Source organism: Neptunomonas concharum (assembly GCF_008630635.1).
GTDB lineage: Bacteria > Pseudomonadota > Gammaproteobacteria > Pseudomonadales > Balneatricaceae > Neptunomonas > Neptunomonas concharum.
On sequence record NZ_CP043869.1, the window covers coordinates 352,230 to 367,874 of the forward strand.

General features: G+C 47.4%; 16 protein-coding genes. 6 read left to right on the top strand and 10 right to left on the bottom strand.

Annotation, left to right across the window (positions count from 1 at the left end):
- Nucleotides 1-36 precede the first annotated feature (36 nt).
- Entirely contained in the window at nucleotides 37-315 is a 279-nt protein-coding gene (locus F0U83_RS01660; protein WP_138986218.1) for a peptidylprolyl isomerase, read from the bottom strand.
- Between the two features lie 82 nt (nucleotides 316-397).
- On the opposite strand from F0U83_RS01660, the gene F0U83_RS01665 reads away from it, so the two are divergent.
- From F0U83_RS01665 to F0U83_RS01675, 3 genes are read left to right on the top strand one after another with little or no spacing between them, the layout of a single operon-like run.
- A complete protein-coding gene (locus F0U83_RS01665) occupies nucleotides 398-1,063 on the top strand; it encodes a fumarylacetoacetate hydrolase family protein (protein WP_138986219.1) in 666 nt (221 codons plus the stop codon).
- A complete protein-coding gene (locus F0U83_RS01670; protein ID WP_138986220.1) occupies nucleotides 1,060-1,851 on the top strand; it encodes a DUF2927 domain-containing protein in 792 nt (263 codons plus the stop codon). The genes F0U83_RS01665 and F0U83_RS01670 overlap by 4 nt, the downstream gene beginning before the upstream one ends.
- A gap of 44 nt (nucleotides 1,852-1,895) precedes the next feature.
- Nucleotides 1,896-2,309, top strand: a complete 414-nt coding sequence (locus F0U83_RS01675; RefSeq protein ID WP_138986221.1) for a CopD family protein — start codon at nucleotides 1,896-1,898, stop codon at nucleotides 2,307-2,309.
- A 1-nt stretch (nucleotide 2,310) separates the two neighbouring features.
- On the opposite strand, the gene F0U83_RS01680 is transcribed toward F0U83_RS01675, so the two are convergent.
- The 9 genes from F0U83_RS01680 to F0U83_RS01720 all read right to left on the bottom strand — a co-directional run bounded on the left by F0U83_RS01680 (nucleotide 2,311) and on the right by F0U83_RS01720 (nucleotide 13,009).
- Entirely contained in the window at nucleotides 2,311-2,928 is a 618-nt protein-coding gene (locus F0U83_RS01680) for a ubiquinone biosynthesis accessory factor UbiJ (protein ID WP_138986222.1), read from the bottom strand.
- A gap of 10 nt (nucleotides 2,929-2,938) precedes the next feature.
- Nucleotides 2,939-3,697, bottom strand: coding sequence for a bifunctional demethylmenaquinone methyltransferase/2-methoxy-6-polyprenyl-1,4-benzoquinol methylase UbiE (gene ubiE / locus F0U83_RS01685; protein ID WP_138986223.1), 759 nt, complete (start codon nucleotides 3,695-3,697; stop codon nucleotides 2,939-2,941).
- A 63-nt stretch (nucleotides 3,698-3,760) separates the two neighbouring features.
- Nucleotides 3,761-4,126, bottom strand: a complete 366-nt coding sequence (locus F0U83_RS01690) for a gamma-butyrobetaine hydroxylase family protein (RefSeq protein WP_138986224.1) — start codon at nucleotides 4,124-4,126, stop codon at nucleotides 3,761-3,763.
- A gap of 52 nt (nucleotides 4,127-4,178) precedes the next feature.
- Nucleotides 4,179-5,513, bottom strand: coding sequence for an HslU--HslV peptidase ATPase subunit (gene hslU / locus F0U83_RS01695; protein ID WP_138986225.1), 1,335 nt, complete (start codon nucleotides 5,511-5,513; stop codon nucleotides 4,179-4,181).
- Nucleotides 5,514-5,535: 22 nt separating this feature from the next.
- On the bottom strand, nucleotides 5,536-6,066 hold the full coding sequence (gene hslV, locus F0U83_RS01700; RefSeq protein ID WP_138986226.1) for an ATP-dependent protease subunit HslV: 531 nt from the start codon (nucleotides 6,064-6,066) through the stop codon (nucleotides 5,536-5,538).
- 82 nt (nucleotides 6,067-6,148) lie between these two features.
- On the bottom strand, nucleotides 6,149-6,880 hold the full coding sequence (locus F0U83_RS01705) for an SPOR domain-containing protein (protein ID WP_138986227.1): 732 nt from the start codon (nucleotides 6,878-6,880) through the stop codon (nucleotides 6,149-6,151).
- A 13-nt stretch (nucleotides 6,881-6,893) separates the two neighbouring features.
- Nucleotides 6,894-8,654, bottom strand: a complete 1,761-nt coding sequence (gene argS, locus F0U83_RS01710; RefSeq protein ID WP_138986228.1) for an arginine--tRNA ligase — start codon at nucleotides 8,652-8,654, stop codon at nucleotides 6,894-6,896.
- A gap of 112 nt (nucleotides 8,655-8,766) precedes the next feature.
- Complete coding sequence (locus F0U83_RS01715; protein WP_138986229.1) at nucleotides 8,767-10,737, bottom strand: HAMP domain-containing methyl-accepting chemotaxis protein; 1,971 nt, start codon at nucleotides 10,735-10,737, stop codon at nucleotides 8,767-8,769.
- 82 nt (nucleotides 10,738-10,819) lie between these two features.
- Nucleotides 10,820-13,009: a primosomal protein N' gene (locus F0U83_RS01720; protein WP_138986230.1), complete on the bottom strand. Its 2,190-nt coding sequence runs from the start codon at nucleotides 13,007-13,009 to the stop codon at nucleotides 10,820-10,822.
- Nucleotides 13,010-13,219: 210 nt separating this feature from the next.
- Between F0U83_RS01720 and rpmE the strand changes: the two genes are divergently transcribed.
- The 3 genes from rpmE to F0U83_RS01735 all read left to right on the top strand — a co-directional run bounded on the left by rpmE (nucleotide 13,220) and on the right by F0U83_RS01735 (nucleotide 15,592).
- Nucleotides 13,220-13,438, top strand: coding sequence for a 50S ribosomal protein L31 (gene rpmE, locus F0U83_RS01725; protein WP_138986674.1), 219 nt, complete (start codon nucleotides 13,220-13,222; stop codon nucleotides 13,436-13,438).
- Nucleotides 13,438-14,208, top strand: a complete 771-nt coding sequence (locus F0U83_RS01730) for a thermonuclease family protein (RefSeq protein ID WP_138986231.1) — start codon at nucleotides 13,438-13,440, stop codon at nucleotides 14,206-14,208. Before rpmE ends, F0U83_RS01730 begins: the two co-directional genes overlap by 1 nt.
- A gap of 115 nt (nucleotides 14,209-14,323) precedes the next feature.
- Nucleotides 14,324-15,592 carry a malic enzyme-like NAD(P)-binding protein gene (locus tag F0U83_RS01735; RefSeq protein ID WP_138986232.1) on the top strand — a complete coding sequence of 423 codons (1,269 nt, stop codon included), beginning with the start codon at nucleotides 14,324-14,326 and terminating at the stop codon, nucleotides 15,590-15,592.
- The last annotated feature ends 53 nt before the right edge of the window (nucleotides 15,593-15,645 follow it).

Genomic DNA, 15,645 nt, shown 5'->3' on the forward strand with positions numbered 1-15,645 from the left:
AAGGAGCGGCATGATGAAATGCCGCTACGATACCGCTTAAGAGCGGCTAGTCACTTCCAGAAGGTGGTAACCAAACTGAGTTTTCACTGGACCTTGTACTTTGTTCAGGTCAGCACTAAAGACGACTTCATCGAATTCACGAACCATTTGGCCTGGTCCAAAAGAACCCAATTCACCGCCTTGGCGGCCAGAAGGGCAGGTAGAAAACTGTTTTGCGATCTCTGCAAAGTCTGCACCGGCCTCAATTTGTTGTTTTAGTTCTTCGCATTGGGCTTGTGTGTCGACAAGAATATGGCGCGCACTGGCTTTAGCCATGAGTAAATCCTCTTATTGATTCGTAGAGAGAAGGGTATAGCATAACGGCTATTATGTCATAACCAAACCGTGGGGATAAAAAATGGCGTATCAACACCGTTTTGCCAATGGGCAGCCATGTTCGTGGACGTTAGGGAAAGTTGTCTGTGTAGGGCGTAACTATGCAGATCATGCGAAAGAGTTAAACAATCCAATACCGACAGAACCTATGTTGTTCATCAAACCTGCGACCTCTGCGGTTGAGCTTGAGAGCCCTTTCTCCATACCGAAGACGCTGGGTAGTGTCCACTTTGAAACCGAGATGTCGATTCTTATTGGCAATACGTTGTGTCATGCCAGTGAGGCAGAGGCTAAACAGGCGATAGCCGGTATCGGTTTGGGGCTGGATCTTACTCTAAGGGATGTTCAAGATAACTTAAAAGCGAAAGGCCACCCTTGGGAAAAAGCAAAAGGGTTTGATGGTGCTTGCCCGCTGTCTGCTTTTGTTGAGCCTGCACTTGTGCCAGATTTGCAAGATGTTTCGATTCGTTTAAGGGTTAACGGTGAAGTACGACAAGATGGTAACAGTAGTCATATGTTGAACAAGGTTGTCCCCCTGATCAGTTACATAAGCCAGTTTTTTACGCTGCAACCTGGGGATGTTGTGTTAACCGGTACGCCTGCTGGTGTGGGGCCTATAGAGAGCGGTGACCGTCTCGAAGTTGAACTGACTGGTATTTTAAACTGTAAGACGCAGGTGACCAGTTGAGCATCACTATTTTCCGCTCGTTCGTTATCTGGGTTATGGCTGCTATTCATCCGGCCGTCGCTTCATCCATTCATTGGCAACAGCCTGCTTTCTTATTACAAAGCTTTGAAGAGGTTGCATTAGGCAGTGAAGATGGCCGGGCTAAGCCCATCGTGCATAAATGGCTGAGGCCAGTAAAAGTGTATGTGGATCACCAAGTGGGGGATGTGCAGCTACATGATCGTATGCTCAATGCTCATATCCGGCATCTGAAACTTATTTCGGGACATAATATTCAACGAGTGAGCTCAGCCCATTTAGCGAATGTTCGAGTTCTCTTCACCCAAGAGCAGCAGCTATATGAGATGGCATTGAAGTACTCAGGCAAGCCCACAGCAAAGCAAACAAGTAATGCCGTTTGTTTAGCCGGTGTAAGAGGTAAAAAAAGTGGTGAGATTGTGGCGGCCACAATCTATATTCCAGTGGATCGTGCCCGACAGCGCGGTAAGCTGGTTGCGTGTATTGTTGAAGAGCTAACGCAAGTGCTCGGTTTGCCGCGAGATTCCGATAAGGTTTTCCCTTCGATATTTAATGACCATTCTACCGATAATCTCCTGAGTGGCTTAGATGATCTATTACTTCGAATACTTTTTGATCAACGTATTCAACCGGGTATGGATCGGAGTGCACTTCGTCAGCAGGTGCCTTTAATCATAAAAGACTTACAAAGCCAAGGGATGATTCAGACAGCAGAGCAGCGGGTTCGACAGCAAAGTCCTTTGTACGATTGGCTAGAGCCGTTAAAATAACAGACTTTGCTAATAAAAGAAGTTGACTGCTAAAGGGAATCAGTATGCTGTGGGTAAAAATGTTTCATATTCTCGCTATGACGAGTTGGATGGCGGGTATCTTTTATCTGCCTAGAATCTTCGTTCATTACGTTGAAGGTAAAGAAGCGGGACAAGATGTTGCTCGGTTACAAATTATGGGAAGAAAGCTATATGGGTTTATGTCCATTATGGCTATTTTTACCTTGGGGTTGGGGCTCTGGCTGTGGTTGGGGTACGGTTTTAGTGGTGGTTGGCTGCACGCAAAGCTAGCCTTTGTTGTGCTGCTTATGGGTTATCATTTTTGGTGCCATAGCTACTTAAAGAGGATGCAAGCAGATGTGCTGGATCGTAGTGGCAGGTACTTTCGGTTATTTAATGAGCTGCCCTTACTCATCTTTATCCCGATTCTGATTTTTGTCGTGGTTAAGCCGTTTTAATTCAAAGTTGTTCTTCTAGCCGCTGGATACGGGCGGCTAAACGATCAGAGCGTTCTCTTAGCTCATCAACTTGCTGAAGAAAGTGCTCGGTTTCCGGTTGTGTGGGTAAGGCGGCAATCTCTTCCTGTATATATTCCTGAAGATTCGCTTTCATGCTGCGAGTTGCCTGCTGGAGGAACGTCAGTTGGCTGCGCCCAAAAGAGGCAATTTGGTGTGCCGGTAGATCGCCAACGGCATCGGCAAGCAAGGCCTCCCAGTCTATCTGCATATCAGCCAGTAATGCTTGGAAACGATTGGCTAAACTGGCATCCCCTTGAATATTAATGCCGTTACCAAAGAAGTGTTCTGCTTTATCGTCACTGGTGAGTAATTGCAGCAGTCGGGTTGAGCTGCCAGAGAGAGTCACGTCGGCGTCGCCTTCCAAATACGCCTGTAGCTGCGCACCTTGATCAAACGGCAAAATGTAAACGGATTGATTAAGGTCCTCAGCTAGTATTTGAATAATACGACCCTCTAAAGTTGCCAGCGCGCTGCAAGTGACAGGGTCTGAGCGTAACGCCTTATTCATTGCCGCTTCAAGGGATGTCAGGATAAAAGCGTTCAACATATCCGCTGCCATAGCGCTATCCTCAGGGTTTGATCCCAGTATGTAGTGCGACGATGCCGCCTGTCATATTTTGATATTTACAGTTAACTAAGCCGGCATTTTGCATCATTCCTTTGAGGGTTTCCTGATCGGGATGCATACGGATCGATTCTGCAAGGTATTGGTAGCTTTCGGCATCTCCTGCAATCATCTGTCCCATTTTAGGAAGAATGTTGAAGGAGTAAAAATCGTACAGCTTTGTGAGTGCGATATTATCGGTTTTGGAAAACTCCAATACCATCACTTTTCCACCAGGTTTTAAAACACGTGCCATAGAGCGCAAGGCTGCATCTTTATCTGTAACGTTGCGTAAACCAAAAGCTATAGTAATGATATCAAACGTATTGTCCGGGAAGGGTAAGCACTCGGCGTTTGCTTGGACGAACTCCACATTACCGGCTACGCCTTTGTCCATAAGACGGTCGCGACCTACTTTTAGCATAGAGTCGTTGATATCGGCTAAAACGACTTTACCATCAGCGCCTACAATCCGAGAGAAGCGCATGGTCAAGTCGCCGGTACCACCTGCAATATCAAGAATTGTATTGCCACGTCGGGCACCGCTTTGCTCAATGGTGAGTTTTTTCCAAAGACGATGAACACCACCTGACATCAGATCGTTCATCAGATCATACTTACCAGCGACAGAGTGAAAGACATCCGCAACACGCTTTACTTTATCTTCGACGGGTACTTCGCGAAAGCCAAAGTCTGTAGTGGATTTGTTGTTTTGTTCGCTCATTATGTTTAGCTCAACCAGTGCATTTGACGGTAATTGTACCTAGCCTACAGTAATTTGTCCTGCTTAGAACTTACCGATCAGGCCTTCGTCTCGGCTTTCTCCTGCCTCGGCCAGTTTTGCTAGGTAGCGTTCCCAGTACGACGTTTGGTGTGTGCAAAGCTCTCGTAGATAGCTCCATGTGAAAAGTCCACTGTCGTGGCCATCACTGAAAAAGATCTTTAGAGCATAATTACCTGCCGGCTCCAAGCTATTGATGGCGACGAATTTTTTACCGGTCTGTAATACGCCGTTGCCAATTCCATGCCCTCTAACTTCGGCAGAAGGAGAGTGGACACGCAAAAACTCGGCGCTTAATTCAAAACTGCCATCAGGATACACCAGCTCTAAGGTGCGGGATTTTTTGTGTAGTTTGATATTATCAGGAACCATGATTCACCCCTTAGGAAAAAAGCCAGCGATAAGCTGGCTTTATGGTCACATTTTACAGAATGTAGTGACTGAGATCTTCATCCTGACTGAGTTCGCCTAACTGGGAGTTTACATAGTCCGTATCAATAATGATCTGTTTGCCCGCTTCGTCAGAGGCGTGATAGGAAAGATCTTCCAGCAAACGCTCCATCATGGTGTGCAAGCGGCGTGCGCCAATATTCTCGGTACTCTCGTTAACTTGGAAAGCGAGTTCCGCAATACGTGCAATGCCATCATCCGTAAAGCTGACATCAACGCCTTCAGTCTTCAATAGTGCGGTATATTGCGCAGTGAGTGAAGCACTGGGTTCTGTCAATATACGGCGAAAATCTTCAGGTGTGAGCGCGCTTAATTCAACGCGGATAGGTAAACGTCCCTGAAGCTCAGGAATTAAGTCTGAAGGGCGTGCTAAATGGAAAGCGCCCGAGGCAATAAATAAAATATGATCTGTTTTTACCATGCCATATTTTGTATTGACCGTGCTGCCTTCGATGAGTGGTAATAGATCCCTTTGTACGCCTTCACGGGAAACATCCGCACCACCTGCATCGGCTCGTTTGCAGACTTTGTCGATCTCGTCTAGAAAGACAATACCATTTTGCTCGACGAGCTCCACAGCGTTTTGCTTGATATCTTCCTCTTTAATAAGGCCTGCTGCCTCTTCTTCTATCAGGAGTTTCAGAGCTTCTTTAACCGGCATGCGGCGACTTTGCTTTTGACCTCCGCCTAAATTAGAGAACATGCTTTGCAGTTGATTGGTCATCTCTTCCATGCCGGGAGGTGCCATGATTTCGACACCAACTTTGGGTGGCGCAATGTCAATGTCGATCTCTTTGTCGTCTAACTGCCCTTCACGTAACTTTTTACGGAAGACCTGACGGGTAGCGTTGTCAGTTTTATGGGTGGACTCTGCAGCACCGAAGTCTGTTCTTGCTGGTGGAAGCAGTGCGTCTAGGATGCGCTCTTCTGCTGCATCTTCTGCACGAAAGCGCACTTTTTCGGTTTCCTGCTCGCGAATCATCTTCACGGCCATGTCGATAAGATCCCTAACGATCGTTTCAACATCACGGCCTACGTAACCTACTTCGGTGAATTTTGTGGCCTCCACCTTAATAAAGGGGGCGTTCGCTAATTTTGCCAGACGGCGGGCAATCTCGGTTTTACCGACGCCTGTTGGCCCAATCATTAAAATATTCTTCGGGGTGACCTCAGCGCGAAGCTCTTCATTAAGCTGCATTCTGCGCCAACGGTTGCGCAGGGCAATCGCAACAGAGCGTTTGGCATCCTGTTGGCCAACGATATGGCGATCCAGTTCGTGAACGATCTCACGGGGTGTCATATTTGACATCTTTAGCTCCTGAATAGTTGGCTTACACTTTGGATGGCAAGGTTTCGATAGTGAGATTGTGGTTGGTAAATACACAAATATCAGCTGCGATATTCAGGCTCTTCTCAACAATCTCTTTGGCGCTGAAATCAGTATTTTCGAGTAAGGCTTTCGCGGCTGCTTGAGCATAGTTACCCCCAGAGCCAATTGCGATAACGCCATCTTCCGGCTCGATGACATCGCCGGTGCCAGAGAGTAGATAGGTTTTCTCTTCATTGGCAACTAACATCAGAGCTTCTAGGCGGCGTAAAACGCGATCACTTCGCCACTCCCTTGCGAGGTGGATAACTGCATTAACAATATTGCCCTGGTGCTTATCCAGTTGTTGTTCAAAGAGATCTCGTAGGGTAATAGCGTCAGCGGTACTGCCGGCGAAGCCTGTGATAACTTTATGTTTTTGCAGACAATTTACTTTGCGGGCGGTGCCCTTCATGACGGTGTTGCCTAGGGAAACTTGACCGTCACCGCCAACGACGATCTGATCACCACGGCGTACTGATACAATTGTTGTCATAGAGACTGACCTTATTGAGGTTCGAATACCCTTGATATGGGATGCCTAGTGGCGTATTTCAAGGGTGGACCACAAAAAGCCATTATTCTATGCGTATTGTCATCGCATTAATGTTTAGGCGAGCGAGTTTGTCGTGGGCTTTATTCATCGCCGAGCGGTTGTCAAATGGCCCCACTCTAACGCGATACCAAACACCGTTTTGCCCATCCGATTTGTTGGTATGTACGTTCGGTAGTCCGGATAACAGGAGTTGTGCCCGCATCTTTTCAGCATCAGACTCACTTCTAAATGAGCCCGCTTGTAGAACATAACGCTTATCCAGCTTGGCATCTTTGGGGGTTGATTTATAAGCTTCTACTTTTGAAGGAGTGACCTCGTTTTTACGTAATAGCTCATAGAATTCATATTTATTGCCGACGCTTTCTTCGCTGGCTGGTGTTGAGTTTTCAACAACGGGCGTTGCGTTCGAGTCTGCACTTGCAGCAGGGGCAGGCTTTTGTTGTGGTTTGGGAGCGGGTGCTTTAGTTGTGGTTTGTGTTTTTACTGGTTGTGGTTTTTGAGCAATAGGCTTCTGGGATGTGCTGTCAGAGTGTTTTTGTATCGCGACAGGCTGAGTCTGTGGAGTGACACTGATAAGCTGATTAAGAATATAGACTAAGCCTGCCAATGCTAGCAGGCTTAATAAAGCGAGTTTCCATGGCTTACGCTTTGGTGGAGCGGGCGCGGGTTTTGTCCTAGGTTTAGCAGCTGGCCGAGAAGGGCTGGCCGCTGAGCGTTTTCGGGACTTTTGGACAAAATCTTTGCGTGAAGCCATGATGCTCTCCCGGTTACATCTGCTCAGGCGCGCTGACGCCTAAGAGTGTCAGGCCGTTATAGATAACTTGTCGAGCGGCTTCGCTCAATGTAACTCGGGCATTGCGCAAGTCGGCTTCCTCAATAAGCATTTTGTTCGCGTTATAATATGAATGGAAGTCATTCGCTAACTCACGAAGGTAGTTTGCCAACTGGTGGGGCTCATAGTTAAGTGCTGAGTGAGTGAGTATTTCTGGGTATTTAGATAGTTTGGCTATGAGGTCTTTCTCATATTCCGTGTCTAGTTTATCTAGATTGGCCAGTCCTGCTTCACGATCCCAAGCCCAGCCTTGCTCTGCAAGTTTGCGCTGTACCGAACAGACGCGAGCGTGAGCGTACTGGATATAATAGACGGGGTTATCTTTTGACTGTGACTTGGCCAGCTCTAGGTCGAAGTCCATATGTTGATCGGCTTTGCGGGTCACATAGAAGAAGCGGCAGGCATCATTGCTGACCTCTTCACGAAGTTCGCGTAGCGTTACGAAAGAGCCTGAACGGGTGGACATTTGAACGCGCTCTTCGCCGCGGTACAGGATGGCAAATTGTACCAAACGCACGAGAAGTCTTTCTGGATCATAGCCCAATGCTTGGCAGGCTGCTTTCATGCGGGCGATGTAGCCATGGTGATCCGCGCCCCAAATGTAGAGTACTTTGTCAAAACCACGCTCAAATTTGTTCATTAAATAAGCGATGTCTGAGGCAAAATAGGTGGTTTGGCCATTAGCTCTTCGGACCACACGATCTTTATCATCGCCAAAGTCAGTGGATCGGAACCAAAGGTTGCCTTCCTCTTCGAATAGATAGCCATTTTCTTGTAGCTTGTTCAGTGCGCTATCAACATCGCCGTTGGTGGTTAGGCTGCGTTCTGAAAACCATTCCTGATAGGTGACGCCGAACTCAGACAGGTCATCACGAATATCCGTTAAGATGGAGTCGAGTGCTGCATCAAAGAAGATGGCGTAACCTGCTTCGCCCAGTAACGCTTTTGCACGTTCGATCAGCGCATCAATGTGTATTTCTTTATCGCCCCCTGCTGGTTCGTCAGCAGGAATATCTAGCATTACGTCCTCAGGGGAGTGGTTAAACGCATCGCTGTGGTTGTTGCGGACCGCTGCAGCAATGTCGTAAATATAGTCGCCTTTATAGCCGTTGCTAGGGAAGGTGATACCGTTACCTGCTTGTTCGAGATAGCGAAGCCATACACTGGTGGCAAGAATATTCATTTGACGGCCAGCGTCATTGACATAGTACTCACGTTCAACAGGTACGCCTGCCGCTTCCAGTAAATCGGCCACAGAGGCACCATAAGCCGCACCGCGCCCGTGGCCAACATGCAATGGACCTGTCGGGTTGGCAGAAACAAATTCCACCTGTGTTCTTGCTGTTTCTTTAGCAAGGCCACGGCCGAATTTGTCTTTTTGCGCCAATATCTGCGCAACAACAGCTGCGGTTGACGCTTGTGTAACAAAGAAGTTAATAAACCCGGGTCCTGCGATTTCGGTTTTTTCTAAGGTGTCTGACTCCGGGAGTGCATCTACAATCAACTGCGCTAATTCACGAGGGTTTCGTCGGGCCGCTTTTGCCAAAGTAAGGGCGATGTTTGAAGCAAAGTCACCGTGGGTTTTATCACGGGTGTTCTCCACCATGATCTGCGGTTGTGTATCGGCAGCCAGCGTGCCGTTGTCGCTCAGTGTTTTAATCGCTGCACTGATCAGATCTGCAATATGCTGTTTCATTTGGCTGTTGTTACCGGTCCGGGGAAATTACGATCAATAAGGAACCGGCTATTATCCCCTGTTGGCGGGGTTATGTTAACCCCCCTGCCAACAGAAGTCGTGAAGAATTTGCTTAGATTCTGAACCTTTGGATCAGTTCTCGTTGTATCTTGGCAATTCTTAATAAGGTTGAGCTGCTTTCTGATGCTTTGGATGCGCCCTCAGCCGTCTCGGTTGCGGCATGGTTGATGCTGACCAGCGTTCGGCTTACTTCTTGTACGGCCGTACTTTGCTGAGAGGCGGCTTCTGCAATGTGGGTATTCATATCTCGAATCGTCTCTATGGCCGCGCGCATCGCTTTTAGCGCATCGCTGGAGGATTGAGCATACTCAACACATTCCGTTGCTTGGTCGTGGCTTTCATGCATACGCCCGGCGACACTTCGAATCCGCATCTGCATGCTGCCGACCATAGATTGAATCTCTTCTGTGGAGTTTTGTGTACGGCTGGCAAGCTGTCTGACTTCATCAGCTACTACGGCGAATCCGCGACCATGGTCCCCGGCCCGAGCGGCCTCTATGGCAGCATTAAGGGCAAGTAGGTTGGTTTGTTCTGCGATGGTGTTGATCGTTTCTAATATGGTGTCGATCTTCTTGCTATCTTGCTCCAGCTCGTTGGATGCATTGACGGCTTCTTCTATAACGGAGGCTTGGGAGGTAATGCTTGAACGGGTGAGCTCCATTTTGTTGTCTACGTCACTGCTGAGTTCTTCGCAATGTTGCACGGCCGACAGTGTAGAGTCTGAGTGGTGAGAAACTTCTGATACGGTATTTTCCATCTCCGTTGCAGCAGATGAGGTCATTTCCAGTTGCTGGCTTTGTTCCGCCATGGCTGCTTTTGCTTCCCGGCTGATATTGGCATTGTCTTCGGCGACTCGCGAAAGTTCTTGTGAGTTGTTAATAACTTGTTGAAGGATATCTTGCAGCCCGCTGACAACGGTATTCAAACTGCCGCCGAGCTCGCCAAACTCGTCCTTGCGTTGATCATCAAAGCGAACCGTTAAATCGCCACCGCCTACAGAAGTTAACTGCGTTTGTATAACGGTCAGAGGCCTGCGAATGGCATTAAAGACGATCCAGCCAACAAGTAGTGCGATTAATAAGCCTGCAGCACTCAAACCATAAATGAGAGCTTGGCTGGTTTTGATCGTGCCTGCCGCCTGAGTTTGTGCGCTTTCTGTTTGTTGATATGAAAGGCTAAGTACTTCACCTAGTGCTGTTTCTGCATTGTTTAAATGAGATTCTGCTTCTTCCATCTTAATTTGGAGGCGCTTACTGGTATCGTCTTGGCGGATATATACACCTAACAGGCCGATCTCTTCATTGATGGAGCTTTCAATGCCAACAATAATGCCCTCTATGCGTTCAGCTTCTTTGTCAAATGATAGAAAGGCCTGATAGTTTTCGCGTAATAGCTTTTTTAGCTTAAGTGCTGTTTTTTTGAGGGTGTCGATGTTGTTGGTTTTTTGATATATCCGTGTGGCAAGTCTCACGCGATTTACGGTTCTCATGAGCACGCGAATACTATCAAGTGCATCTTGAGGAGGATTGGTTGTGAGGTAGCGTTGCCCCCAGTTAGACATCGAGTCAATTTGTGCTTGGAACATCTGGGTTTCGGTAATAATTTCGCTACTTAACAGTGTTCGTTCACCATGTAGTACTTGAACCTGCTGAGCGGTTTCGGCATATCTTTGTGCAGCATCTTGTGTTTTGCTGAGAGCGCTGAAGAGCTCACTGCCTTCCTGTTGCGTGCTCTTCAGCTGTTCCAACGCTGCCTTGAAATTGCTGTATTGCTTCTCAAAATTTTCGCTGTGTATCTGGAAATTATCTTCTCGGCTGTTCAGGTATTTGAGTAGAGACTGGTTGGCTTGGTTGAGCGCTAACGTTTGCTGGTAGCTACCCGTCAATTGAGGAATTGATTGATTGGATACAACGTGCAATTGCTTGTTGATCTCGCTAATGCCTTGAATCCCTCCTGTCCCTACGATCAGTATTGTGATGGCAAGAACAGCAAAACCCAGAATGATCTTCTTTGATATATTCATCTGTATTTAATCGCTTTTATTATTAGACTTTAAACGTAAGGGTAGCCCTTTACGTCGGCCGATACCAAAAAAGCATTAATATTCAGTTAAGGTCGTAAGGGTCGACATCAATCGACCATCGAACTCGATTTGCCAAAGGGTGATCGGTTAGTAATAAGCATAGACGACTTAGTGTATTTTGCAGCAAAGGGCGATTCGTTGCTGAGAGAAGTAACTGTGCTCTGAATACGCCCGCTTTTTTCTCCATAGGAGATGGGAACGGACCGCTCCACTGGATGGATTCAGGGAAGTTAGTCTGTTGCTCTCTCATGCTTTGTAAAAAAGCTTCTGCTCTGCCTGATTGCGTAGCTTCTGCTCGAATAATAGCTAAATAGCAAAAAGGTGGGAGCTGGAACTTTTGTCGTTGTGTTAGTTCTTCTAGTGCAAATTTTTCGTAGCCTTGGGTGGTAAGCAGTGTGAGTAGTGGGTGGTCACCATGGTGAGTTTGTAAAATGACGCTCCCAGGATGGTCTGCGCGTCCTGCACGGCCAGCTACTTGAATGATCATTTGTGCAGTCCGTTCCATGCCTCGAAAATCCGTACTAAATAATCCGGCGTCGGCATCGAGAATGGCGACTAAAGTAACCTTGGGGAAGTGGTGTCCTTTAGCCAGCATTTGTGTGCCCACCAGAATGCAGGGTGCACCGGTGTTGACCTTATCCATAATTTTAGACATGGCGCCCTTTCGGGATGTGCTGTCTCTGTCCACCCGAATAACAGGAGTATCGGGGAATAAGCCCGCGAGTGTTTGTTCTGTTCGCTCGGTGCCTGCTCCTACAGGTTTTAGGTCTTGGCTACCGCAGTGGTCGCACTGTTTTGGGACGGGACGTTGACTATCGCAGTGATGACAATGCAAGTGCGCAGGAGAATGATGCAGTGTCATACGCGCATCACAACGGCGGCACTCGGCCAGCCAGCCGCAGTCGTGGCAAATCAGGCTCGGAGAAAACCCGCGACGATTAATAAATACCAGTACTTGAGTGCCCTGGTTCAGGTGAGTACGGATCGCTTCAAGTAAAGCGGCGGATAAACCGTTATTTAGTGGTTGTTTTTTGATATCTAATAGCTGAAAGCCGGGAGCATTTGCATTGCCTGCACGCGTCTTCAGAGTGAGATGCTGATAGCGGCTTAGCACACAATTTTGTAATGACTCTAGTGAAGGTGTTGCGCTGCCAAGAATGATAGGGACCTGCTCGGCGTGTGCTCTAACGACAGCCAGATCTCTTGCTGAATAACGAAAGCCTTCTTGTTGTTTGAAAGAGGAGTCGTGTTCCTCGTCCAGAATAATAATGCCGGGTGATTTAAGGGGCGTGAAAATAGCTGAGCGTGTTCCAATCACGATAGGGGCTTCTCCCTGCGTTGCTTGGGCCCATGCATCAAAACGCTGCTTGTCGGTTAAGCCTGAGTGGAGAACGGCCACGGGTACACGAAATCGACTCTGAAATCGATGTACGGTTTGTGGGGTTAAGCCTATCTCTGGAACAAGGATGAGTGCTTGCAAGTTCTGTTTTAAATAGTGGTGAATGGCTTGAAGGTAGACTTCTGTTTTTCCTGAGCCGGTAATGCCATCGAGCAAAAAAGCGTTGAAACCTTGTTGCGAAGTGATCTTTTTCAGGGCTGTGGATTGCTCGGTGTTTAAGGTAAGGGGGGCTTCTTTGAGCAGGTGCTCTGCAGCGGGGAGTGCATGAACTAAGCGCTCCTGTTTGATGAGCCCTTTTTCAAGTAACGTAGATAGAAGTTGTGTAGCGCCGCCTTCCGCTTTTATGGCTTCTTTGCTGATGCCATGAGGGTGTTCTGTAATAAGTTTAAATAGATCTCTTTGTTGATTGGCTCTTTGGGAGATGTCATCAACGGTAAAAGGTGGTACAGCTTTCCAAATAAAGGTATGACTGGGTTCGTTAAGGCCGCCTTTGCGCAAATAAGTAGGGAGCGACTGTAAGGCGGCTTCACCTATAGGGTATTGATAGTAGTCAGCTGCCCAGATCGCCAAATCTAAAATATAATTGGGCTGTAACGGTTGCTGATCCAGAACTTCAAGCGCAGATTTAAGTTTTGAAAGAGGAACATCGGTTTTATCGGTTATCTCTAAAATAAGGCCAATCACTTCTCGTCGCCCAAAGGTGATGCGCACTCGTAAGCCTCTTTCCAGTGTATCGGTTTTGCAATCGATAGGCGGTAAGTAGTCGAACAGCTTCCTCAAAGGAGAGGGAATGGCGACGCGAAGAATTTTCATGTGTTTCCTGAATATGCAATAGATAGGCTAGTCTAAGGGGTTTTCTCTTAGGATTAAATGCTCATGGGTTGTTGCGAACAGAGCGACTCATCCGTATAATCTCCCGCCTGTCAATAATAGGCTGGTTTCTGCCAGTGTATTTTTAATCTTTGTACGGTGCTTGGCGTAAGTGATCAGGTGGCGGTGCAGAAACTACTCTCGAGGTTAATGATGAAAGCGGATATCCATCCTAAGTATGAAGGCGTTACCGTTACGTGTTCTTGCGGTAATGAAATGAAAATACGTTCTACTATGTCTAACGATATGCACGTCGACGTATGTAGCCAGTGCCACCCTTTCTATACTGGTAAACAGAAAGAAGCGACTTCTGGTGGCCGTATTGATCGATTCAACAAGCGTTTTGGTGGTATCGGTACCAAATCTGCTTAATGCTAAGGCATTCTTTCAAAAAGGCACTCATAGCGAGTGCCTTTTTTGTCTCTGGGCTAGGCATCAATGATGCTCAGGCCAAATGTTCATTTCCTTCTCAATCAGAGCGTGTTTCCGTTCGACAGGTGCTAGATGGTGATACATTGCTGCTATCTGATCGCCGCCGTGTGCGTTTGATCGGTATTAATACTCCTGAGCTAGACGATGACGGTGATTTGCAGCGGTGGGCCCATCAAGCTAAAACGGTTCTTGAGGCATGGGTGGCTGATAGCGAAGGGGATGTTGTTATCTACCCTGGTTTGGAGAAACGAGATGCTTATGGGCGGATGCTTGCTTATGTGTCAGATCTCAATGGCGTGGATCTGGCTGAGCGTCTGCTAAAGAAGGGGTTAGCTTTTTCAATTGCGATGGCTCCTGAAGTCAGAAAGAAGCGTTGTTATTTTTCAGCGGAGCAGGCGGCTCGTAAAGCGCGGTTGGGGGTCTGGGGTGATAAGCTGACGCGGGTCCGAGATCTGAAGGAAGGGGGTTTTTCCCTCTTGAAAGGGATGGTGAGTCATCAATGGCGTTTGAAAACGGTTGATGTGTTGGTTCTGGATAATAAGCTGGCAGTTGTTTTTAAGCGTATAAGGTTGCCAGTTAACATGCTCGGCCAGACAGTCGAAGTTCGCGGTTGGGTTGTTACGCGTTCATTTAAAAGAGATCGGCTTTCTTTTCCTTACACGATCTATCTGAATGATCGTGATAATTTATTGCTCATAGAGCAGGATTGACGAAGATCAAATGATACCTTTGGTTCCCTATTTGGGCACTTTGGGAGGTTGTTCGTATTCCGGCTTTTCTATATGATTGAGCGTCCGTCTTTTGTTAAAAATTGGAAAAGCAACCATGTCTGAAGATCTAAAACAAGCGGCATTGGATTACCACGAGTTTCCTCGTCCAGGTAAAATTAGTGTCGAGCTGACAACCTCAGCTGCAACTGCCCGTGATCTTGCGTTGGCTTATAGCCCTGGTGTAGCGGAACCTGTCCGCGAAATTGCCAAAGATCCCGATAATGCCTATCGCTATACAGCCAAGGGTAACTTGGTGGCAGTGATCTCAAACGGTTCTGCTATTCTGGGTCTGGGTGATTTAGGTCCATTGGCTTCTAAGCCAGTAATGGAAGGTAAATCATTACTGTTCAAAAAGTTCGCTGGTATCGACTCGATCGATATTGAGGTGGATGCAGAAAGCCCACAGGCTTTCATTGATACAGTTGCACGTATTGCAGAAACGTTTGGTGGTATTAATCTTGAAGATATCAAGGCGCCAGAGTGTTTCGAAATTGAGCGTGCCCTGATCGAACGTTGCAATATCCCTGTTTTCCATGATGATCAACACGGCACAGCTATTGTGACTGCCGCTGGCATGATCAACGCGTTAGAGTTAGCAGGGAAAAAACTTGAAGACGCTACTATCGTTACCCTAGGTGCAGGTGCAGCAGCAGTGGCATGTATGAAGCTACTGTTGAATATGGGAGCCAAGGTTGAGAACATTTATATGCTCGACCGTAAGGGTGTGATCCACTCTGGCCGTAATGACCTGACTACCGAGAAAGCAATTTTCGCAACAGAAACAGATAAGCGTACATTGGATGACGCGATCAATGGTGCTGACGTTTTCGTTGGCCTGTCTGGTCCTAATCTTCTGTCTGCAGAGCAACTTAAAATGATGGCAGACAACCCTGTGGTGTTTGCTTGTGCTAACCCTGATCCTGAAATTCGTCCAGAAGTGGCTCATGAAGCGCGTTCGGATGTGATTATTGGCACAGGTCGTTCTGACTTCCCTAATCAGGTTAATAACGTATTGGGCTTCCCATTCATCTTCCGTGGTGCGTTGGATGTTCGTGCATCTGTAATCAATGAAGAGATGAAAGCAGCCGCGGTGCGTGCTTTGGCTGATTTGGCTAAAGAGCCTGTGACTCAGGAAGTGCTGGATGCTTATGGATTGGAGTCGTTGGAATTTGGGCGTGATTACATCATTCCTAAGCCTACGGATTCTCGTTTGTTTAGCGCACTCTCAATGGCGGTTGCACAAGCTGCGATTGATACGGGCGTAGCGCGCTTACCTTTGCCTGCGTATTATCCTTTAACTACGCTGGATGCACTTTATAAATAAGTGTTTTAGGTGTAAGTAGAAAACCCGGCAATGCCGGGTTTTTTTATGTGCTG